The sequence below is a fragment of the Gracilibacillus halotolerans genome, from assembly GCF_014206945.1.
GTDB classification, from domain to species: domain Bacteria; phylum Bacillota; class Bacilli; order Bacillales; family Amphibacillaceae; genus Gracilibacillus; species Gracilibacillus halotolerans.
Map to the genome: position 1 here is coordinate 656,530 of NZ_JACHON010000001.1, position 22,005 is coordinate 678,534.

18 protein-coding genes, 1 other RNA gene and 2 other annotated features are annotated in these 22,005 nt (G+C 37.3%); of the genes, 3 read left to right on the forward strand and 16 right to left on the reverse strand.

The window, feature by feature from the left end:
- Window positions 1-116 precede the first annotated feature (116 nt).
- The 11 genes from GGQ92_RS03335 to cymR form a co-directional block, all read right to left on the reverse strand.
- On the reverse strand, window positions 117-404 hold the full coding sequence (locus tag GGQ92_RS03335; protein ID WP_184244524.1) for a DUF1292 domain-containing protein: 288 nt from the start codon (window positions 402-404) through the stop codon (window positions 117-119).
- A gap of 10 nt (window positions 405-414) precedes the next feature.
- Complete coding sequence (ruvX, locus tag GGQ92_RS03340) at window positions 415-834, reverse strand: Holliday junction resolvase RuvX (protein WP_184244526.1); 420 nt, start codon at window positions 832-834, stop codon at window positions 415-417.
- Entirely contained in the window at window positions 831-1,097 is a 267-nt protein-coding gene (locus GGQ92_RS03345) for an IreB family regulatory phosphoprotein (RefSeq protein WP_184244528.1), read from the reverse strand. Before GGQ92_RS03345 ends, ruvX begins: the two co-directional genes overlap by 4 nt.
- Window positions 1,098-1,169: 72 nt before the next feature.
- Window positions 1,170-3,806 (reverse strand): alanine--tRNA ligase, encoded by a 2,637-nt coding sequence (alaS, locus tag GGQ92_RS03350; RefSeq protein ID WP_184244530.1) that lies wholly within the window; start codon window positions 3,804-3,806, stop codon window positions 1,170-1,172.
- Between the two features lie 106 nt (window positions 3,807-3,912).
- Window positions 3,913-4,130: a binding site (T-box leader), on the reverse strand.
- Between the two features lie 69 nt (window positions 4,131-4,199).
- Window positions 4,200-5,276, reverse strand: a complete 1,077-nt coding sequence (locus GGQ92_RS03355; protein WP_184244532.1) for an AI-2E family transporter — start codon at window positions 5,274-5,276, stop codon at window positions 4,200-4,202.
- Between the two features lie 3 nt (window positions 5,277-5,279).
- Window positions 5,280-5,468, reverse strand: a complete 189-nt coding sequence (locus GGQ92_RS16340; protein WP_343068745.1) for a hypothetical protein — start codon at window positions 5,466-5,468, stop codon at window positions 5,280-5,282.
- 215 nt (window positions 5,469-5,683) lie between these two features.
- A complete protein-coding gene (gene recD2 / locus GGQ92_RS03360) occupies window positions 5,684-8,059 on the reverse strand; it encodes an SF1B family DNA helicase RecD2 (RefSeq protein WP_184244534.1) in 2,376 nt (791 codons plus the stop codon).
- Between the two features lie 15 nt (window positions 8,060-8,074).
- A complete protein-coding gene (locus GGQ92_RS03365) occupies window positions 8,075-8,731 on the reverse strand; it encodes a tetratricopeptide repeat protein (RefSeq protein ID WP_184244536.1) in 657 nt (218 codons plus the stop codon).
- A 168-nt stretch (window positions 8,732-8,899) separates the two neighbouring features.
- Window positions 8,900-10,009, reverse strand: coding sequence for a tRNA 2-thiouridine(34) synthase MnmA (gene mnmA, locus GGQ92_RS03370; protein WP_221437205.1), 1,110 nt, complete (start codon window positions 10,007-10,009; stop codon window positions 8,900-8,902).
- Between the two features lie 16 nt (window positions 10,010-10,025).
- Entirely contained in the window at window positions 10,026-11,168 is a 1,143-nt protein-coding gene (locus GGQ92_RS03375) for a cysteine desulfurase family protein (RefSeq protein WP_184244538.1), read from the reverse strand.
- 22 nt (window positions 11,169-11,190) lie between these two features.
- Window positions 11,191-11,607, reverse strand: coding sequence for a cysteine metabolism transcriptional regulator CymR (gene cymR / locus GGQ92_RS03380; protein ID WP_184244540.1), 417 nt, complete (start codon window positions 11,605-11,607; stop codon window positions 11,191-11,193).
- A 227-nt stretch (window positions 11,608-11,834) separates the two neighbouring features.
- Between cymR and GGQ92_RS03385 the strand changes: the two genes are divergently transcribed.
- Window positions 11,835-13,100 (forward strand): AAA family ATPase, encoded by a 1,266-nt coding sequence (locus GGQ92_RS03385; protein ID WP_184244812.1) that lies wholly within the window; start codon window positions 11,835-11,837, stop codon window positions 13,098-13,100.
- A gap of 108 nt (window positions 13,101-13,208) precedes the next feature.
- Window positions 13,209-13,889, forward strand: a complete 681-nt coding sequence (locus GGQ92_RS03390) for an RsfA family transcriptional regulator (protein ID WP_184244542.1) — start codon at window positions 13,209-13,211, stop codon at window positions 13,887-13,889.
- Between the two features lie 57 nt (window positions 13,890-13,946).
- Here the strand turns inward: GGQ92_RS03390 and ssrS are convergent.
- The 3 genes from ssrS to hisS all read right to left on the reverse strand — a co-directional run bounded on the left by ssrS (window position 13,947) and on the right by hisS (window position 17,247).
- Window positions 13,947-14,131: non-coding RNA, 6S RNA (gene ssrS, locus GGQ92_RS03395), on the reverse strand.
- An 84-nt stretch (window positions 14,132-14,215) separates the two neighbouring features.
- Complete coding sequence (gene aspS, locus GGQ92_RS03400; RefSeq protein ID WP_184244544.1) at window positions 14,216-15,973, reverse strand: aspartate--tRNA ligase; 1,758 nt, start codon at window positions 15,971-15,973, stop codon at window positions 14,216-14,218.
- An 11-nt stretch (window positions 15,974-15,984) separates the two neighbouring features.
- Entirely contained in the window at window positions 15,985-17,247 is a 1,263-nt protein-coding gene (gene hisS / locus GGQ92_RS03405) for a histidine--tRNA ligase (protein WP_184244546.1), read from the reverse strand.
- A gap of 231 nt (window positions 17,248-17,478) precedes the next feature.
- Window positions 17,479-17,700: a binding site (T-box leader), on the reverse strand.
- A gap of 331 nt (window positions 17,701-18,031) precedes the next feature.
- Here hisS and GGQ92_RS03410 point away from each other — a divergent pair.
- Window positions 18,032-18,943 carry an N-acetylmuramoyl-L-alanine amidase gene (locus tag GGQ92_RS03410; RefSeq protein WP_184244548.1) on the forward strand — a complete coding sequence of 304 codons (912 nt, stop codon included), beginning with the start codon at window positions 18,032-18,034 and terminating at the stop codon, window positions 18,941-18,943.
- 283 nt (window positions 18,944-19,226) lie between these two features.
- Here the strand turns inward: GGQ92_RS03410 and dtd are convergent, their stop codons facing one another.
- The gene (gene dtd, locus GGQ92_RS03415; RefSeq protein ID WP_184244550.1) at window positions 19,227-19,673 is read right to left on the reverse strand and encodes a D-aminoacyl-tRNA deacylase; all 447 of its coding nucleotides are present in this window, start codon (window positions 19,671-19,673) and stop codon (window positions 19,227-19,229) included.
- Between the two features lie 17 nt (window positions 19,674-19,690).
- Window positions 19,691-21,880, reverse strand: coding sequence for a RelA/SpoT family protein (locus tag GGQ92_RS03420; RefSeq protein ID WP_184244552.1), 2,190 nt, complete (start codon window positions 21,878-21,880; stop codon window positions 19,691-19,693).
- Window positions 21,881-22,005 lie beyond the last annotated feature (125 nt).

Genomic DNA, 22,005 nt, shown 5'->3' on the forward strand with positions numbered 1-22,005 from the left:
TTATACTATAAAAAAAATATTGTGCAAAGAGGGGGGAATTTGTCTACGATTATCTAATTTACTGTAAAAAACATACTAGCTTATATGAAGAAAAAACCGGCTTTACTTAAGCCAGTTTAATCATTTAACTCTTCTTCATCTACAATCGTATTCAGTACTTCCTCAACCATATCCCATTCGTCATCTGATTCGATTTGGAATAAAGTTAAATCATCTTCATTTTCTTTTTCTTCATAGCGGAAAGCAAATACTTCCACTTCTTCATCCTCTTGTGTTTCAGATGGTACGACTGCTACGTACGAATGTCCTGTTGCATCAACATCAAATGTAAACAACACCTCAAATAAATGTTCTACTCCGTGCTCATCCGGGATAATAATTCGTTCTTTATCTTCTAATGCCATGATTAACCTCCTATGATTTGCTATCTAGATAACCTTGTAAGATCATTGCTGCTGCCATTTTATCGATTACCTTTTTTCTTTTTGCTCGACTAACATCTGCTTCAAGAAGGACTTTTTCTGCCGCCATTGTAGTGAGACGTTCATCCCAAAGGATTGTCTCAACCTGTAGCTTATTTTCCAAGAAAGAGGCGAAATCTTGTGACGCCTCTCCTCTTGGTCCAATTGTTCCATTCATGTTCTTCGGTAAGCCAACAACAACCTTCTCTATTTCATGTTCTTCTATAAGCTTTTTAAGTGCTGTTTCCACCAAATCATAATTAGGTTCTTCCCAATAGATTGTAGTCAAACCTTGTGCAGTCCAACCAAAAGAATCACTAATTGCTATGCCTATCGTTTTTGAACCGACATCTAAACCTAAAACTTTTCTCATTTTTCTTTTTTTGCGCGAATATAGTGTTTCACTAACTCTTCAATTATTTCGTCGCGCTCAATTCTCCTTAACATATTTCGCGCATCTTGATGGCGAGGGATATATGCTGGGTCTCCAGATAATAAATAACCGACGATTTGATTAATCGGATGGTACCCTTTCTCTTCTAATGCATCATGAACTAGTAACAATACTTCTCCAATATCTTGTTGCATTGATTCTTCAGAAAAATTAAATTTCATTGTTTTATCCATACCGTCCATGGGAGCACCCCCTTAACTAGCCTATTAAAAATATATATTTATTATATCGTCATTACACAAAAATCTCCAAGATTAACGTACTTTTTTCACATATTCTTCTGCGAACGCTAATGCTTCTGGAAGTTTCGACGCGTCTTTACCGCCTGCTTGTGCCATATCTGGACGACCGCCACCGCCACCACCGCATATAGTTGCAGCTTGTTTAATTAGATTACCAGCATGATACCCCTGCTCCATTAAATCTTTCGTTACCCCAGCAGATAATTGTACTTTGTCATTATTTACACTTGCTAGCAAAATAATACCTGATTTTAATTTTTGTTTCATATCATCTACCATTTGTCGAAGCTGATTCATATCCGAAACATCGACTTTTTTAGCTAATAATGACACACCATTAACATCTTGTACCTCTTCAAGAATGGATACCGACTCTAACTGTGCTAACTTACTACGAAGAGATTCGATTACCCTTTTTTCTTCTTTTATTTCTTTAAAAAGCTGATCTACTTTGTCAGGTACTTGTTCTTCTTTTGCTTTAAGTGCCTGTGCAGTTGTTTGAAGTATTTCTTCTTTGTTATTTATATATTGGTAGGCACCTTTAGAAGTAACGGCTTCTATCCTACGAGTACCCGCTCCAATTCCAGATTCAGACACAATCTTAAATAGACCAATCTCTGCACTATTTCGCACATGACAACCACCACAAAGTTCTATACTATAGTCACCAATCTCTACTACTCTAACAACATCACCATATTTTTCACCAAATAGCGCCATTGCACCCATTTCTTTCGCTTCGTTAATCGGCTTATTACTAATATTTAGAGGAATCGATGCCCATATTTTTTCATTGACAATTCCCTCTATTCTCTTTAGCTCTTCCTCTGTAACAGCACCAAAGTGTGAAAAATCAAATCGTAAACGTTCACTTGCTACAAGCGATCCAGCTTGATTAACATGATCTCCTAACACATCTTTTAACGCCTGATGTAGTAAGTGAGTAGCTGTATGATTTTTTATAATAAATTGGCGAGAATTGCTATCTACCTCTGCACGGATTTCTTGACCTTTTGTTAACGTGCCTTCTTTCACATATATTCTTTGTAAATGTTGACCCTTTGGAGCTTTTTGTACATCAAGTACTTCCGCTTCTCCTCCATCAAATTTAATTGTACCTTTATCAGCAATTTGTCCACCTGACTCCGCATAGAATGGTGTCGCTGCTAAAATTACTAATGCCTCATCACCTGCAGAAACTTGATCAACTTTTTGCTTATCAACAATGATTTCTTGTATAGTGGTAGTTGAAATCAACTCATCATAGCCGATAAATTCGCTTTTTATGTCTAAACTAGCAAACACTTCGTCTTGTATTTGCATAGAATCTGTCTTTTGACGAGCGTTACGAGCTCTTTCACGTTGCTTTTCCATTTCCTTTTCGAAACCAACTTCATCAATCGTAAATCCTTCTTCCGCAACATATTCTTCGGTAAGCTCTTTCGGAAATCCATACGTATCATATAAACGGAATACTTCTTCTCCTGGGAATATACTTCTACCTTCTGCTTTTTCTTTTTCCATAATCGATTGTAAAATATGGAGACCATCTTGTAATGTTTCATGGAATCGCTGTTCTTCCGTTTTTATCACATTTTGAATGTAATCTGTTTTACTTTTTACCTCAGGATAATAGGACTCCATAATATCACCAACTGTTGGTACTAGCTGGTACATAAATGGTTTTTCAATGCCGATTTGTTTTGCATATCGAACGGCACGACGGAGTAATCGACGTAATACGTAACCACGACCTTCATTCGACGGTAATGCACCATCACCTACTGCAAATGTTACAGTACGCACGTGGTCCGCGATTACCTTAAATGCTACGTCTGTCTCTTCATTTTTACCATATTCCGTATTTGCGAACTGTTCGGTATGTTTAATAATAGGCAAAAATAAATCTGTTTCAAAGTTCGTTTTCGTATTTTGAATCACGCTAACTAGTCGTTCTAATCCCATTCCGGTATCAATATTCTTTTTTGGTAATGGTGTATACGTATCATCTGGATTATGGTTAAATTGTGAAAATACAAGATTCCAAATCTCTAAATAACGTTCATTTTCACCACCAGGGTATAGCTCTGGATCATTCGGATCACTTCCATATTCTTCTCCACGATCGTAAAAGATTTCTGTGTTTGGTCCACTTGGCCCGACGCCAATATCCCAAAAGTTCTCTTCTAATCGTATAATTCGTTCTTCCGGTAACCCAATTTTATCAACCCAATAGTTATAAGCTTCCTCATCTTCTGGGTGTACGGTAACAGAAAGTTTTTCCGGATCAAAGCTAAGCCACTTTTTACTTGTTAAAAACTCCCAAGCAAATTCTATCGCTTCCTCTTTAAAATAGTTACCTACAGAAAAGTTGCCTAGCATCTCAAAAAAAGTATGGTGTCTTGCTGTGTATCCTACGTTGGTAATATCATTCGTTCGAATTGATTTCTGTGCATTTGTAATTCGTGGATTTTCAGGCTCTACCCTACCATCAAAGTATTTTTTTAAAGTTGCAACTCCACTATTTATCCACAATAAGGTTGGATCATCTTTTGGTACAAGGGAAACACTCGGCTCTACCTTATGTCCTTTTTCTTCGAAGAAATCTAAAAACATTTGTCTTATTTGTCCAGATGTTAACTTTTTCATCTCTTTGACCTCCAATGTATATTTATATCAAGTCGTCCAATAGGATAAATACCATACGGCTACTAATTTTCGTTCAACACAAAAAACTCCCATCTCCTGCATCAATGCAAGGGACGAGAGTCTGACTCCGCGGTACCACCCTAATTACAGCTCTATTTATAAATCCAAGCTGTCACCTTTCAATCCGTAACGTGGATAAGACGGCAGGGTTTTCTGCACTCTGAACTAGCTTCCATAAAAAGAGCATTTAGAATTTCTTTCAGCCTAAGGAAACTCTTCTCTAAAAAATGATTTTTATGTACTCGGGTTCTTCTACGTTTTTAATATATGCTCATATTGTAGTGAACATTATTCATTCTGTCAATAAACACCTCTCCATATTCATCCGAGAACTTACTCTTCTTGTTTACGCAGTTTCATTTGACTTCTAAGGAGAGGGATGGCCACTCTACCAATTACTAATATCGGAATGGCAAATATCATCGCAATAATCCCTCCTATTTCAGCTGCAAGAAATAACGTAAATATAATATAGACTGGATGAATGCGTACACTATTACCAACAATAAAGGGAGACAAAAGATTCCCCTCTATTATTTGCACGATAAAAACAGATAATATGACAAAGAATACCATCTTTGTAGATATCGTAAAAGCAATTAACACAGCGGGAATTGCGCCTATAATCGGACCAAAATAAGGTATAAAATTCGTAAAACCCATAATCGAAGCAAGAACTAGTGGATAACTTATACCAATCCATTTTAAAAGTAAGTAGCTGATAACACCGACAAGAAAACAGACTAAAATCTGTCCTCGGATATATCTACCTAATTTGTCTTCGAGCCCTCTACCTATTTGTCTAGTAACTGTTTGAAATTTAGTTGGGATTATAGCAATGATACTTTTTTGCAAGGTCTTATAATCTTTCAAAAAGTAAAAGGCGAGAATCGGGATTACAGCGATCATTACAGCGACATTCACAAGAACAGAGACTCGCCGTAACATATTCGAAAAGAGATTGCTAATCGCTCCCTCTATTTCATTAAACATTACATCTAATTGATTATGAAACCCCTCAGGTAAAAACGAAGTGCTCTCATATAAATCATACACTAAGAGTCGATACGACCGAATAAAATCGGGAAAATTACTTTGTAATTCTTTTAATTGAGAAACGAGTTTTGGAAATGAATAATAAATGGCCAACCCAATGGCCGAGAAAAAAATTAGATAGATTATAAGAATCGAAAAAGTCCTTGGAATATTTCTTTTTGATATTTCTTCAACCAATGGGTGTAACAAATAAGCAATCAGCCCAGCTATAATAAATGGCGCACTAATCTGAACGAGTACTATAATGATATTTTTATAAAACGGATAGAGAATATATATTAAATAAATAACTAACACCGATAAACAAACAAGAAGCAAACGAAGTAGCCAACGGATAACTCGATTATTAGACATCCATTATCCTTCCATTCTTCGTTCCTCTTCCGAAAATAAATCATTGAGTGAACTTAATGACCCATCGGAAGAGACTTCATGTAGGTGAATCATATTATTCTGGATGGACATCTCAATAAAACAGTTCCAACAATAATACTGATTTGGCCCTATGATACCTATATCCTTTCCTCTACAATTTGGACAAATCACTCTATCTCCCTCGCTTTGTAAGTTTTTTTAATTTGGTTTTAATCATCCTAACCAATTTCCGTGCATTTTATTCATAATTTTTGTAGGTTAACTAGTATCTAGAGTAATAGTAAGGTAGAGGTAGTGTATTGTTGAATGAACCTGATTTTTTCAATATAAAAAAACCTAGTAAAGGATGTACCATTCCTTTAACTAGGTTTACTTTTACGTATCGTTTATTCCATAAAGTCATAGGGTGAAAAATCTTCTTGTTCAATTTCAACTGCCAGTAACCTTTCATCTGCAGTACCTGTCGGTGTTTCGTCTTGTGTTACAGTATGTTGTTTTGTCTCTATCTGAAAGACTTCATTTAAGTAATCTACTAGTGCGGTAAATCGCTTGTTTGTATCTTCTGTTTTGATTCCACGCATAAAAGCTTCCTTGTCACCACAAATAACAAGGGAACGCTTCGCTCTAGTTATCGCAGTATATAAGAGATTTTTACGTAACATTCGATAATACCCTTTAATAACCGGCATGATGACAATTTGAAATTCACTACCTTGCGATTTATGAATGGACGTACAATAAGCATGCATCAAGTTAATTAGATCACCGCGTAAATATTTAACTTCGCGATCCTCAAACTCTACAACTAACTGCTCTTCTTGTTCGACATTTTCATCTTTTTCGAAAATCGCTACAACCTGGCCGATGTCTCCATTGTAAACACCATCTTCAGGTTGATTGACCAATTGAATGACTTTGTCTCCAGTTCGGTAGACAACTTCTCCGAATCTCATTTCTCTTTTCCCTTTAGTACGTGGATTTAAAATCGCTTGAAGCTCCTCGTTTAATTTATGAATACCCGCTTGTGAGCGATACATTGGAGCGAGAACCTGCAATTGCTTTAAATCCACACCTTTTTCATATGCTTTATGTACGATTTTTTTTACAACATCGACAACTTGATAATCTGGACAACTTAAAAAGTTAAAATCATTCGCTTTTGTGAGAGTTTCTTTTTCCAACTTAGCATGTTTTATGTCGTGTGCTAACTGGATAATCTTTGACCCTTCCTTCTGACGATACACTTCGTTCAACGATACCGACTTGATTACGTTGCTTTTTAATAAATCGGATAGTACTTGACCAGGGCCAACAGATGGTAATTGATCTTCGTCTCCAACGATTAGTACTTGCATGTCACTCGGTATGGCTTTAAATAACTGATAAGCTAGCCACGTATCAACCATCGAGAATTCATCGATAACAATTAATTTACCACGCAACTGATTATTTTCATCCTTTTCAAAGGTTTCATGGCCATCCCAGCCTAATAATCGATGGATTGTGACACTTGTTATACCAGTAGACTCTTGCATTCTCTTAGCTGCTCTACCTGTTGGTGCCGTCAACACAAATGGAAAGTCCTCGTCATCTTTGTAATCATCCTCATCAAGAGAACATTCATGAATGTTTCCAAAAGCATTTAAAATTCCTTTGATTACTGTAGTTTTTCCTGTACCAGGTCCCCCTGTTAAAATAAACATTTTTTCCAAGAGTGCTGTCTGTATCGCTTCATATTGTTCTTTCCCATAACTAATAGCTTCTTCTTCTTCTATATCCCCTACGATTCGTAATAATTCAGCGTCTGTAAAGGTTTTTTCAACTTTTTTATCACAAATTCGTTTAATATGTGAAGCAAAACCCGTTTCCGAATAATATAACGACGGTAAATAGACTTTTTCTTCAGCTAGAAGGATTCGTTTTTCACGGTTTAATTCTATAATTTGTTCAGACATTTTTTCAGGATCAATGGAATATTGCTCTCCATCTAATAACTGGTCCATCTCAGCAAGAAGTCTTTCTAACGGGAGATAGACATGACCATTTTGAATGTTATTTTGTAATGTATAGATACACGCAGCCTTTAACCTGGCCGGATGGTCATTTGGAAGGTTATTTGTGCGAGCAATCTGATCAGCACGTAGGAACCCAAATCCTTCGACTTCAAAGACAAATGCATAAGGATCTTTTTGCAGCTGTTCAAGTGTATTCTCTTTAAACGCAGTATACATTTTCTGGGCAATTTTCAATCCAAATCCGAACTTAGAAAGTTCCACAACGATTCGTTCAAAACCTTGATTTTCATGAAGAATTTCATATATCTTCTTTTGTTTATCTTTCGGTATGCCGGGTACTTTTTCTAAAACTGCTTGATTGTCCATAATAGAACTTAAAGCTGTCTCGCCAAGCGTATCCACAATTTTCTCCGCTGTTCTCTTACCGATGCCTGGAAATAAATCACTAGATAAGTAAGCGATAATACCTTCTTTTGATTGCGGTAAAAACCGTTGATAACTCTCTACTTGTAGTTGTTTTCCGAATCTCGGATGGTCTACAATGAAGCCATAAAATTCATAGGTTTCTCCTGGGTCCAGACTTCTAAAGTATCCTTTCACAACGAATTCGTCTTCCTTAATCTCTAGATTTGTTTCTAAAATCTTAATTTTAGCAATAGAAAAATGCTCTTCTTTGTTTTCGAAGATCGTATGAATCATTTCTCCTTTTATGAAATTTTTCTGATTCACTTCCGAATTTTGTTCCATTGCTAGTGACTCCCTTTATTCATTATCTGCAAGCATTTTTTCTATTTGTTTCTTTCCATTTGCTGCTAATATATTACGCGGCTCTATCTCTAACGCTTTTTCGAACAAAGATAATGCTTTCTGGACATTTTCACGATGTAATTCTATAACTGCTAGATTATAGTAAGCATCACTATGAGATTCATCAAGTGCTACGACATTCTGTAAAATTGCCTCTGCCTGATCCAGTTGTTCAGATTGAGCAAGCGCCAAGGCATATTGAAACTGTATGGAAACATCTTCTTTCGCTAATTCGGCCGCTCTCTGTAAATATGGAAGAGCTAACTTATATTTATCATTATATAAAAATGTCAACCCGATCATAAAATAACTATCCGCTTCCTCTAGACCAAGTTTTATAGCTGTTTGAAATTGCTCACGTGCTTCGTGGAGCTTGTCCATTTCAAAATAGACATTTCCTAAGCCATAGTAAGCAGTAGCTGCTTCTTTATCTATTGTAATGGCACGCAAAAAAGATTGCTCTGCACCAGTATATTCTTTCATATGTAATAGTAAATTTCCTGCATTAATATAATGTATTGGATTCGTTGGTTCTTGTTCAATGGCCTCGTTATAAAATTTAGCCGCTTTTTCATAGTTACCTTGCTTAATCCATTCCAATCCTTTATCCATATTGCGATACCCCCTTTATGTATTGTAGCTTATGTCTAATTCTGCGTATACTATTTTACCATCTTTACGTTATCATAAATTAGATAAAAAAACGGAAACAATCTCAGTTAGGACTATTTTACTTATAAAGAAAAGGCCGAAGAGTTGTTGAGCTCTTCGCGCCTTTGTTTAACCTACGTAGTCTAATGGTTTGTTGTTTTTGATAACAGTATCAATTGTTCCTCCACCTAGACAAACATCTCCATCATAAAAGACGACTGCTTGTCCTGGCGTAATAGCTCTTTGTGCTTCAGCAAACACCACTTTTACTGTGCCGTCTTCTTGTGGATACACCGTGACACTACTATCATTTTGACGATAACGGAATTTTGCCGTACACGTTATTGGTTCTGATGGCGTATCATTAATCCAATTAAGCTCCGTAGCTACTAGGGAATCTGAATACAGTGCATCGTTATGATAATCGGCACCAACATAAAGCGTATTTTCTTCTAAATTTTTACCGATAACAAACCATGGACCACCTGGACCACCGATTCCTAATCCTTGTCGTTGACCTATTGTATAGTACATGAGACCATCGTGCTCACCTTTTACTTCACCAGTTAATGTTTTCATTTTCCCTGGTTGTGCTGGCAAGTACTCGCTTAGGAATTCTTTGAAATTTCTTTCACCAATAAAACATATTCCTGTACTATCTTTTTTACTTGCAGTCGCTAGGCCATGTTCATGAGCAATTTTACGAACTTCTGATTTATCTAAGTGACCTAATGGAAACATTACTTTTTCTAAAACGTCACTAGATAGTTGATTCAAGAAATACGTTTGATCCTTGTTATTATCTATCCCTCGTAATAATTCAACACGACCATCTGTTCGACGAAGTTGAGCATAATGACCAGTCGCTACGTAATCTGCTCCTAACGATAATGCGTGGTCTAAAAAGGCCTTAAATTTAATCTCTTTATTACACATGACGTCAGGGTTAGGGGTTCGACCAGCTTTGTATTCTTCCAAGAAATATGTGAAGACTTTATCCCAATACTGCTTTTCAAAATTAACCGCATAGTATGGAATGTCTAATTGATTGCAAACTCGAACGACATCATCGTAATCCTCTGTAGCGGTACAAAAGCCATTCTCATCTGTATCATCCCAGTTTTTCATAAAGATACCTACAACATCGTATCCTTGCTCTTTTAGTAAAAGTGCTGTGACAGATGAATCAACTCCTCCACTCATTCCGACCACAACTCTTATATTATTATTTTCATTCATTTTGTTCACCACCTTGTTATTTAGATAATCGTTGTATAATAGCAGCGACACGTTCAGCTGCTTCTTTTACATTTTCTTCGTTATTTGCTAGTCCAAAACTAAAGCGAATGGAGTTTGTTGTACACGGATGATCGGCCTCATACATCGCTGTTAAAACATGAGATGGCTCAACGGAACCAGCCGTACAAGCACTTCCACTTGAAGCAGCTACACCACTTAAATCAAAGTTAGTGAGTAACTTTTCAACATTCATATTCGGAAAGCTAAGATTAATAATATTAGGCACTCGTTCAGCTTTATCCCCGTTTACCGTAAAGTCGATATGATGTTCCTTTAGTGTGTCGATGAAAATTGCTCGGAACTTTTGATACAGATTAATTTTTTCCGCTCGTTCGGAATCAGCTAACTGTATCGCTGTTTCAAATCCTACAATTCCTGCTACATTTTCTGTACCAGCCCGTCGTTTTCTTTCTTGCTCTCCCCCGAATTGGAGGCTCTGTATTGCTACATCTTCTCGTGCATATAAAAATCCTAAACCTTTAGGACCGTTAATTTTATGGGAAGAGACAGACAGTAAATCAACCTGCAACTCATTCACGTCAATTTCTAGAAGGCCATAACCTTGTACTGCATCCGTATGAAAATAAGCGCCATGGTTGCTAAGAATTTCCCCAATCTGTTTCATTGGTTGAATAACTCCTGTCTCGTTATTTACCATCATAATCGATACCAAAATTGTTTGATCTGATAGATTACGTTTTAACTCTTCAAGGTCGATCGTGCCATTCTCTGTAACATCTAAATAGGTAACCTCGTAACCATTTCGTTCCAAGTATTGTGCTGTATGCAATGTTGCATGATGTTCTATCTTTGTTGTTATGATGTGTCTACCTTTTTCCTTATTTGCAAATGCCGTGCCTAAAATAGCAAGATTGTCTGCTTCCGTCCCACCACTCGTAAAGATAATTTCCTTCTCATTTGCACCAATTGAATCGGCACATACCCTTCTTGACTGGTCAAGAAGTTGACGTGCCTTCCTGCCATACGAATGGATGCTAGAAGGGTTTCCATAATGGGATGTGAGTATTTCGGTCATTCGTTCCACTACTGCTGGATGAATGGGAGTCGTTGCCGCATGGTCTAAATAGATAGCATTCAATTTATTTCATCCTTTATTCTATTTAAATATAAAACATATATGGATCAGGTGTTTGTTTCCCGTAATTAGATAAATCTTGTAAGGTGGTCGTATCAAGAACATCTTTCACTGCATCTCTTATTCGGATCCAAAGCTCCTGTTTTGCAGGTTCTTCATTTTCGATTCCTTCAACCGGTGTTATGGGACCTTCTAAAATTCGAATTACATCACCTGCTGTAATTTCAGTTGGCTCTTTAGCTAATTTATATCCACCGTACGCACCCCGAACACTCTGAACTAAACCGGCATTTCTAAGTGGTGCCACTAATTGTTCTAAATAATGCTCAGATAGATTATTATCGTTAGCAATTGTTTTCAACGAAAGTGGACCATTACCTTGATTTTTAGCTAATTCAATCATAATTGTAAGTCCGTAACGTCCTTTAGTTGAAATTTTCATCATTACACCTCATTTTTTCCATTCCAGACTAAGTTATCCTCTTTATCTTTTACCAATTGGAAGATTGGTAAGTGGAATAAAGCTATCTTGTTAGTAGCTATTATATCATAATGTTATACTTATGAAAGAATAGGAAACATCAAGTGTTTTCTTTACATACCTGCCTATATTAATGAACGGACAGGTACTTGTCAAGCCGATTGTTTGATTGGAGAAAGGGTGATGATATAGTGAATCAACCATTAGCTTTCCGTATGCGTCCTCAACATATTGATGACGTAATTGGTCAAGAGCATTTAGTAGGTAAAGGCCAAATGATTCGTCGGATGGTCGAGGCGGAACGACTATATTCGATGGTGTTATATGGTCCCCCTGGTACGGGAAAAACATCCATGGCGATAGGTATAGCGAATAGCCTTGGATTACGATATAAGCTATTAAATGCTGCAATCGATAAAAAGAAAGATATGGAGATTGCAGTGGAGGAAGCTAAAATGTCTGGCCAGCTTATTGTAATACTTGATGAGGTACATCGTTTGGATAAAGCAAAACAAGACTTTTTATTACCTCATCTTGAATCGAATTTAATTACGCTTATCGGTTGTACAACGAGTAATCCATACCATGCCATTAACCCTGCTATCCGTAGTAGATGCCATATATTTGAATTGCATCCAGTAGAGAAAGAAGAAATTATCGAGGCGTTGGAGCGGGCAATCCATGACGATAAAAATGGATTAGGCAAGCTTTCTTTAGTAATCGAGGATGAAGCGCTAGAACACTTTGCTTTATCTGCAAATGGAGATATCCGGTCCGCCTTAAACGGATTAGAGCTGGCAGCGTATTCTACACCTAAAGATAACAACGGAGAAATTGTAATCAATTTACAAAGTGCAGAAGCAAGTATGCAAAAAAAGAGTCTTACATATGATAAAGATGGCGATGGTCATTATGATGTTCTATCTGCCTTCCAAAAGTCTATAAGAGGCTCTGATACAGATGCTGCACTTCACTATTTAGCTAGATTAATTGAAGCTGGTGATCTAGACAGTATCGCAAGAAGAATGCTAGTTTGTGCTTATGAAGATATAGGACTAGCTAATCCACATGCTGGACCTCGTACACTTGCTGCCATAGAATCTGCAGAACGTGTTGGGTTTCCAGAAGCGCGCATTCCGTTATCCGTAGCTATCATCGAACTGTGCTTGTCACCAAAATCAAATAGTGCCTATCAAGCACTTGATGCCGCTATTTCGGATATTCGAAAAGGTAATCCAGGGGATATTCCAGCCCACTTGAAGGATGCGCATTACAAAGGAGCAGCAAAACTTGGTAGAGGAGTTGAATACAAATATCCTCATAGCTATGAAAGTGGTTGGGTAAAGCAACAATATTTACCAGATAAATTAAAACACAAACAGTATTTCCATCCTAAAGAGACTGGTAAATTTGAAAAGAATTTAAAACAAATATATAAAAATCTTAAAGGTTAATGTTTAATTTTTCCTTGTTTTGGTCAAAATAGCAAATAAGTTGAACTAAATCTATGAATGTATCATTTAATAGACAAACTATTGCTACCAAACAAGGAGTGAATGTAAATGGCAAAAGTACGCCAAGACGCATGGTCACATGAAGATGACCTATTATTAGCCGAAACAGTTTTACGACATATTCGGGAAGGAAGTACCCAGTTAAAAGCATTCGATGAAGTGGGAGATAAATTAAATCGCACCTCAGCAGCCTGTGGCTTTCGCTGGAATGCAGAAGTTAGAGCAAATTATGAACAAGCAATTGAACTGGCTAAGAAACAGAGAAAAGAGCGGAAGCGCGCCCTAGCGAACCAAGGCAAAGTGATGGCAAATGAATCACCTGAGCCCTCCCTATGGCAAACAGCTCTTCAACAAACGATGGTGGAAGATAATTACGACAGAGAAGTTTTTGCCATGCTAGAGAAATCGGATCAAAAAAGTATTACTCTAGACGAAGTCATCCATTATTTGCAACAGCTACAACAAAATGAACAATCTTCCCAGCAATCATTTGCTGAAATAGCAAAACTATCACAAGATAATCAACTACTAACCGAACAGCTAGATAGAGAGCAGAAAAAAGTGAAAGAATTAGAAAGTGAACTTCATAACATGAAAGAAGATTATCAAATGTTTATGAAAATAGTTGATCGTGCTAGAAAAATGGTCGTATTTGATGAAGAGGAATCACGCAGATTACCAAAATTCCGTATGGATAAGAACGGTAATTTAGAGCAAGTTGCAAAATAGTAACTTGTATATTTAATAGAGAGAAAACGCATCGATATCTAGTATCGATGCGTTTTTTCTTATCCCAATCGTGCCGTCACGTTTTACTGAGGTTTTGATCCCGCTCTAGGCAGGTGGGTGTCCCGCCTCCTACTTCATGCTTCCGGACAAAACCGGCACGCACTCCATAGAATGAACAAGGACTCCCGTATTAATTGGTGTTCGGTCAAAACTTCATATGGTGACTAACACATCAGGAATCTTTAATTTGTATACTCATCATAGCACAGCAAAAATAGCATTTCAACAAAATCTAAATAGAAATTGTTTACATTTTTATTACAATGTTACTTTAATTTTAAATGTAATTCATTTAATTGTTTATCATCCACTGCATTTGGTGCTTCGGTCATAATATCTGATGCTGATGCTGTTTTCGGGAAAAGAATCGTGTCTCTTAAGTTAGTTCTTCCAGATAATAGCATGATTAATCTATCGTAACCAACTGCAATACCTCCATGTGGTGGTGCACCGTATTCTAATGCATTTAGTAGGAACCCAAACTGTTCTTCAGCCTGTTCTTTAGTAAAGCCTAAGCTTTCAAACATCCGATTTTGCATCTCTCTCTTATAAATACGTAATGATCCACCACCAAGCTCATATCCATTTAAAACAAGGTCGTAAGCTTGTGCTCGAACTTTTCCAGGATCTGTTTCTAATAGGTCAATATCCTCTTCAAATGGCATAGTGAATGGATGGTGTGCTGCTGTATAACGCTTAGCGTCCTCATCGTATTCGAGAAGTGGCCAATCTGTTACCCATAAGAAATTGAATTTCGTTTCATCAATTAAATTATGATCCGTTGCTAGTTTTATTCTGACAGCCCCCAGAGTGTCATAAACTACTTGTTCTTTATCAGCTACAAAGAAAATGATATCTCCATCATTCACATCTAATTTTTCTCGGAATGTTTGCAATTCTTCATTTTCAAAGAATTTAGCAATTGGACCAGCTAATGATCCTGCTTCTGCTTTTAACCACGCTAAACCTTTCGCACCATAAATTTTCGCAAATTCAGTTAGGTGATCTAAATCCTTACGCGAATAGTTTTCTGCTTCACCTTTTAAGTTAATAGCACTTACTTTACCGCCATTTTCAACAGCTTGTCTAAAAACTTTAAAGCTAGAGTCTTTTACTGTTTCTGTTAAGTTTACTAACTCCATCGCAAAACGCGTATCTGGTTTATCTGATCCAAAACGGTCCATTGCTTCTTGGTATGGGATTCGGATAAATGGTGTTTCGATGTCAATCCCTTTTACTTCCTTCATCACCTTTTTCATCATTCGTTCCGTCATCGCCATTATTTCTTCCATAGACATAAAAGAAGTCTCAATATCTATTTGGGTAAATTCTGGCTGGCGATCTGCGCGAAGATCCTCGTCACGGAAGCAACGTGCAAACTGATAATACTTCTCGAATCCAGCAACCATTAATAATTGTTTAAATAGTTGTGGCGATTGAGGTAGTGCATAAAAGTATCCTTCGTGTACACGACTTGGTACTAGGTAATCACGAGCTCCTTCTGGTGTACTCTTTGTTAACATCGGTGTCTCCATCTCAAGAAAAGCTTCTTCGTTAAGGAATTGGCGAATTACTTGCGTTGCTTGATGACGTAATTTGAATGTTTCTTGCATAGATTCCCGACGTAAATCAAGATAACGATATTTCAAACGAACATCTTCTGACACATCTTTTTCATCTGTAAGTGAAAATGGTGGTGTGTTAGATGTGTTCAGTACGACAATATTCTCTGCTTTAACTTCAATTTCTCCTGTTTTAATCTTTGGGTTATATGTTTCTGGATCACGCTCTACTACCTCACCATGAACCTCAATTACGTATTCACTACGAACTTGATCCGCAATCGCATGGGCGTTTTGAGCCTCTTCACCATTAAATACTACTTGTACGATTCCAGAACGGTCACGTAAATCAATAAAGATAATTTCACCTAAATCTCTTCTTCTTTGTACCCAGCCTTTTAAGCTTACTTTCTGTCCAACTTGGCTTTTATCTAATTGTCCTGATAGTGTACGTGTTTTCAATATTCTTCCTCCTATAGATTTTGCTCTAAATAAACAGGTATTTCATCAAACACAATGTTTTCTTGCTCACCTGTTTCCATGTTTTTTACAGTAGCATATCCTTCTTGTAGTTCTTCTACACCTAAGACAAGGACGAATTTTGCATTCAAGCGATTTGCTGCTTTAAATTGAGCCTTCATCTTACGTTCCTGGTAATCCTTCTCAGCCTGGATTCCTGCATTTCTCAATGTATTTACTATGCCAGCCGCTTTAATGCTCGCTTCATCACCTAACGCGACAACAAAGCAATCTAGACTCTCGTCGATTGGAAGGTCAATTCCTTCAGCCTCTAAAGCCATTAATAATCTCTCGATACTTAAAGCAAAACCAATTCCTGGTGTTTCAGGTCCGCCTAAATCTTGTACTAATCCATTATAGCGTCCACCACCAGACAGGGTTGTAATCGCACCAAAACCTTCTGCATCACTCATAATCTCAAAAGCTGTATGATTATAATAATCTAGACCACGCACAAGGTTTGGGTCTACCTCGTAAGGGATATTCATCTCATCTAAGTAGGCCTTTACTTTTGTAAAGTAAGCTGATGAGTCGTCACTTAGAAAATCTAATATAGATGGTGCAGTTTTCATGGCTTCATGTTCACGATCTTGTTTACAATCTAACACTCGTAGTGGATTCTGTTCTAATCGTGTTTGACAATCCTCGCATAACTCACCCTTAACAGGTTGAAAATGTGCAATTAATGCTTCTCGATGATTGTTTCTACTTTCCTTATCCCCTAAGCTGTTAATGATTAGCTTTAATGATTGCAAACCTAATTCCCGGTAAAGATTCATAGCTAGAGATATTACTTCTGCATCGATGGCGGGATCCGCGCTTCCTAAAGCCTCTACTCCAAACTGGACGAATTGACGCATTCGACCTTGTTGAGGACGTTCATACCGGAACATTGGTCCTGTATAAAATAGTTTCACAGGCTGATTCGGTGACCCAAACATCTTATGCTCGACAAATGATCGAACGACGGAAGCTGTTCCTTCCGGTCTCAGCGTAATGCTACGATCTCCTTTATCCTTGAATGTATACATTTCTTTTTGAACGATATCCGTCGTTTCACCAACTCCACGTTGGAAAAGCTCTGTATGTTCAAATATAGGCGTACGAATTTCTTTATAATTATACCGTCGACTTATGTCGATAAGTTGTTTCTCGACAAACTGCCATTTTTCTGATACACCAGGTATGATATCTTGTGTTCCTCGAGGTGCTTTCATATTAGAGTTCCTCCTTTTTATTTCTAGTTTAGATATGTACGTGCTCTCCTTTTAGATAAAGGATAGATTGAGATCGGGACAAAAGAACCTCAGTAAGACAAAAGTCGAATGTTATATTGTTTGGATTTTCAGATTTGTCCCTTGCTCATATTAGGCTGGCAAGAAGTAATTATGAATGATCCTACACTATGTCTGGTTGTGTAAAACACAAAAAACTCCCCTCCCTATATCAATAGGGACGAGAGTTACCCGTGGTGCCACCCTTATTAGAGCAACATTCCATTGCTCTCACTCGAAAACAGTTAACGCCTGCATACGTTTATACTTACTTGATTCAGTATAAAACCTCAAGAATGTCTTTCACCAAGTTACGATAGTAAGAATTCTTTCAGCCAAATGGAATTCTCTCTCTGCACCTGTAATGTTGGTTACTTTTTCTATCATAGGTATTCGATTATTTTAAATTGGAGTATACTTATTTATAATAAATATCGAAACTTGTCTTGTCAAGCATGTTTGGTCCGACTTGTATTTCTTTGCGTGGAATGAAGGTGAACTCCAAAAGGTTTTGTTACCGATTCAAAGGTTTGCCCTTCTACTTTTTGTTGGTAACCCGCTCTTATCTCACTTTGTATTAAACTGGTTTGCTTTTTAGTTAACCGCAAATGAGTCGCTCTCCTTCCTAAGAAAAGAATAAGAAAATAAGTGATTTTATACCAAAATGCTTTTAAAAAAAGAACGAATTCGCTATCATAACAGTAGCTATAAGAACGGAGGATTAACAATGCGTCGTAAAATTATCATCACCACTTTAGCACTTATGTTTCTCATCACCGCTGTAATTTATGCAGAAGAAGCTACTATTATAGGAGATAACCTAAATGTCCGTTCAGGTCCTGGTACAGAATATGATGTAATTCATCAAGTGAATACCGATGAAACGTATACTATTTTGGAACAATCAGAGGAATGGATAAAAATTGATTTAAATGATGGAGAAGGCTGGGTTCATAATGATTTTATCGAAGTATCAGAAAGTAGCACAGACGAACCAAGTATAGATAGAGCGACGCAGGAGGAAGCTACAAATGAGGAGAAAACAAACGTTTCCGAAAATACATATAGTAAACAAAAAGATAGCGAATATCCCTATTCTCTCACCGGTAAAGTAATTGTACTTGATCCAGGACATGGAGGGAGAGATGTAGGAGCAATTGGTGTATCCACTAATGTAGAAAGCGATTATACTTTAAAAACGGCTAATGTATTAAAAAGGATGCTGGAAGAACACGGAGCAACGGTTGTATTAACTCGAGATACTGATCGTTATGTTCCCCTTACAAGCAGGAGTAGTTTATCAAATATGCAAAATGCGGATGTTTTTATGAGCATTCACTATAACAGCACACCTGAACACCCTTCAGCGAGAGGAATTGGCACCTATTATTACAACGAACGTGATCAATTATTAGCAAGCTATGTACAAGAAGGTCTTATAGGTTATACGGGTTTTAGAGATAGAGGAATTCATCAAGAGAGCCTACAAGTATTAAGAATCAATCATCGCCCAGGATTACTTCTTGAATTAGGATTTATCTCAAATGAGGAAGAAGAGCGTGAAGTTGGAACCCATGCTTTTTTAGATGCAGCTAGTCGAGGAATTGTTCAGGGCCTCTATCGCTATTTCGCTCATTAATAAAAAAAGCTCTAGCGCCTTTTTCACCCCCGACAAGCTTAAGTAAGGCTTGACGTGGCGTTCTTTGCCACAGAATAGCATTACTTAAGACCTCGAGGGGGTAGGCGATAGAGCTAGACAAATAAAAGAAAAAGCTCTAGAGCCTTGTTCACACCCGACATGCTTAAGTAAGGCTTGACGTTGGTGTGACGTCAATATTATTTGTAAATTCTATATCTATTAGCCATTAAAAATAGGCTCTCTGCTTGATAACACTGCAAGCTAGATGAGCCTATTTTTGCTTTTATTTATCTGTTGAATCTAATAAAATGGTAACAGGTCCAGCGTTTGTTAGTGAAACATCCATCATCGCACCAAATTGGCCTGTTTCTACATGTATACCTTCTAGACGTAGTTTCTCATTCCACTTTTCATACATTTCCTCGGCAAAATCAGGTTTAGCCGCCTGCATAAAATTAGGTCTTCTCCCTTTCTTGCAATCCCCGTAAAGGGTAAATTGAGAAACGGAAAGAATGCTTCCACCAACATCCTTCAAAGATAGATTCATTTTATTATTTTCATCTTCAAAAACACGTAAGTTTACCGTCTTATTAACTAGATAATTTATATCTTCTTCTGTATCATCATGCGTCACCCCAACTAGAGCGACAAAGCCATGTTTAATTTTTCCTACTGCATTCCCTGACACGGTCACTTCCGCAGCTGTCGTTCGTTGCAACACTACTCTCATATTTATTGCTTTCCTTTCTAATGCAAAGTCCTCTCTACCGTATAGACATCTTGAATTTGCTTCAGACGCTCCACAACTCTACGGAGATGATTGACATTATGAATCAAAATGGTTACATGAATCGTAGCAATTTTGTTTCGATCTGTGCGTCCATTAACTGCAACAATATTCGTTTTTGACTCATTAATTACTTGTAAAATGTCATTTAATAAGCCACGTCGGTCATAGCCTGAGATTTCTAAGTCAACATGATACGCCTTGTTTGAGTTATTGCCTTCCCACTCCACATGAATTAATCGATTCTCTGCTTCTTCCGTAAGCACGTTTGGACAATCCGTACGATGGACTGAAACTCCTCTACCCTTTGTTATATAGCCAATGATTTGATCACCTGGGACAGGATTACAGCATTTAGATAATCGAACCATGACGTTATCAATACCTTCAACTTTTAAACCTGAGTCTGCTTTAGAAGGCTTAGCTGTTCGACCAGAGGCATTAAGTTCTTCCATTTTTTCTTCCATTTGCTTACTTTGCTCATGTTCTTCACGGATTTTTTCCGTTAAACGAGTGACTACTTGAGCAGCAGTAAGACCATGATAACCGACAGCAGCAAACAAATCCTCGTCCGTACTAAAATTAAATTTATCCATTGCGATTTGAATATTTGCTTCCGTCAATATATCCTTTGGTTGATAGCCATTTGCTTTAAGCTCAAGCTCTACTAATTCTTTCCCTTTTGTCACATTCTCATCACGACGCTGTTTTTTGAAGAATTGCTTTATTTTATTCTTCGCTTGAGAAGTTGGGGATAGTTTCAGCCAATCTTGCGATGGGCCATAGGAATGCTTAGAAGTCATTACTTCTACAATGTCTCCATTCCTTAGTCGGTAATCGAGTGGCTCCATTTTACCATTAATCTTCGCACCAATTGTATGGTTACCAATTTCAGTATGGATTTTATAAGCGAAGTCAATCGGTACAGAACCACGAGGTAACTCAATGACATCCCCTTTCGGCGTGAAGACATACACCATATCAGAGAAAAGGTCGACCTTCAATGATTCCATAAATTCTTCTGCATCATCAGCGTCATTCTGCCATTCGAGAATTTCACGGAACCATGCAAGGCGGTCTTCGTTACTTTGTTTGATTCTTTTTCCCTCTTTATAAGCCCAATGTGCTGCTATCCCGTATTCTGCAATTTCATGCATTTCTCGTGTTCGTATCTGAACTTCAAGTGGAGAACCTTTTGGTCCAATTACCGTCGTATGAAGTGACTGGTACAAGTTTGGTTTAGGCATTGCTATATAATCTTTAAAGCGACCAGGCATAGGTTTCCAGCAAGTATGGATGATGCCTAACACAGCATAGCAATCTTTAATACTTTTCACTAAAATACGGACAGCTAGCAAATCATAAATTTCATTAAATTGCTTCTTTTGTAGCATCATTTTTCGATAGATACTATAAAGATGCTTCGGTCGTCCTGATAAATCAGCTTCAATTCCTACGTCATTTAACTGCTTTTGCACTTGTTCCATAACCTCTTCGATGTACATTTCTCGTTCTTCACGTTTTTGTTTCATCAAATGTACAATTCGATAATACTGTTGAGGATTTAAATAACGTAATGCTGTGTCTTCCAGCTCCCATTTAATTGCGGATATACCTAAACGATGTGCTAACGGAGCAAAGATTTCTAATGTTTCATTGGATATTCTTCTTTGTTTCTCCGGTGGTAGATGCTTGAGCGTTCTCATATTGTGTAAACGATCAGCAAGTTTAATTAAAATGACACGGATATCTTTTGACATCGCAATAAACATTTTACGATGATTTTCTGCCTGTTGAGCTTCTTTGGACATATATTTAATTTTACCGAGCTTTGTGACACCATCGACAAGCATTGCTACTTCTTCGCTAAAGTTAGTAGAAAGATCTTCAAGCGTAACATCCGTATCTTCAACAACATCATGAAGAAATCCTCCAGCAATAGTTTCAGGGTCAAGTCTTAGATTGACTAGTATGCCTGCAACTTGCACAGGATGAACAATATAAGGTTCACCTGATTTACGGAACTGTTCCTTGTGCGATTCTTTTGCGAAGTCATAAGCATATTTAATAAACTTAATATCTTCATCATTTAAGTATTCTGCTGCTTTTTCGAATATATCATTTGGCTCTAAAACGATATCTTTTGCCATTTATTAATCACCTTTTTTTATCAACTGTCATTCGAAACGATGTTTTTACCTATCATATCAGAAAATAAGCAATTTTTCCTTAAAATCTATCTATTTCGGCAAAAAAGGGCAAAACAACTAACAAT

Bases quoted from the DNA above. Each gene is read 5' to 3' on its own strand.
- GGQ92_RS03335 (WP_184244524.1), bottom strand. From the start codon at position 404: ATGGCATTAGAAGATAAAGAACGAATTATTATCCCGGATGAGCACGGA.
- ruvX (WP_184244526.1), bottom strand. From the start codon at position 834: ATGAGAAAAGTTTTAGGTTTAGATGTCGGTTCAAAAACGATAGGCATA.
- GGQ92_RS03345 (WP_184244528.1), bottom strand. From the start codon at position 1,097: ATGGACGGTATGGATAAAACAATGAAATTTAATTTTTCTGAAGAATCA.
- alaS (WP_184244530.1), bottom strand. From the start codon at position 3,806: ATGAAAAAGTTAACATCTGGACAAATAAGACAAATGTTTTTAGATTTC.
- GGQ92_RS03355 (WP_184244532.1), bottom strand. From the start codon at position 5,276: ATGTCTAATAATCGAGTTATCCGTTGGCTACTTCGTTTGCTTCTTGTT.
- recD2 (WP_184244534.1), bottom strand. From the start codon at position 8,059: ATGGAACAAAATTCGGAAGTGAATCAGAAAAATTTCATAAAAGGAGAA.
- GGQ92_RS03365 (WP_184244536.1), bottom strand. From the start codon at position 8,731: ATGGATAAAGGATTGGAATGGATTAAGCAAGGTAACTATGAAAAAGCG.
- mnmA (WP_221437205.1), bottom strand. From the start codon at position 10,009: ATGAATGAAAATAATAATATAAGAGTTGTGGTCGGAATGAGTGGAGGA.
- cymR (WP_184244540.1), bottom strand. From the start codon at position 11,607: ATGAAAATTTCAACTAAAGGACGTTACGGACTTACAATTATGATTGAA.
- GGQ92_RS03390 (WP_184244542.1), top strand. From the start codon at position 13,209: ATGGCAAAAGTACGCCAAGACGCATGGTCACATGAAGATGACCTATTA.
- hisS (WP_184244546.1), bottom strand. From the start codon at position 17,247: ATGAAAGCACCTCGAGGAACACAAGATATCATACCTGGTGTATCAGAA.
- GGQ92_RS03410 (WP_184244548.1), top strand. From the start codon at position 18,032: ATGCGTCGTAAAATTATCATCACCACTTTAGCACTTATGTTTCTCATC.
- dtd (WP_184244550.1), bottom strand. From the start codon at position 19,673: ATGAGAGTAGTGTTGCAACGAACGACAGCTGCGGAAGTGACCGTGTCA.
- GGQ92_RS03420 (WP_184244552.1), bottom strand. From the start codon at position 21,880: ATGGCAAAAGATATCGTTTTAGAGCCAAATGATATATTCGAAAAAGCA.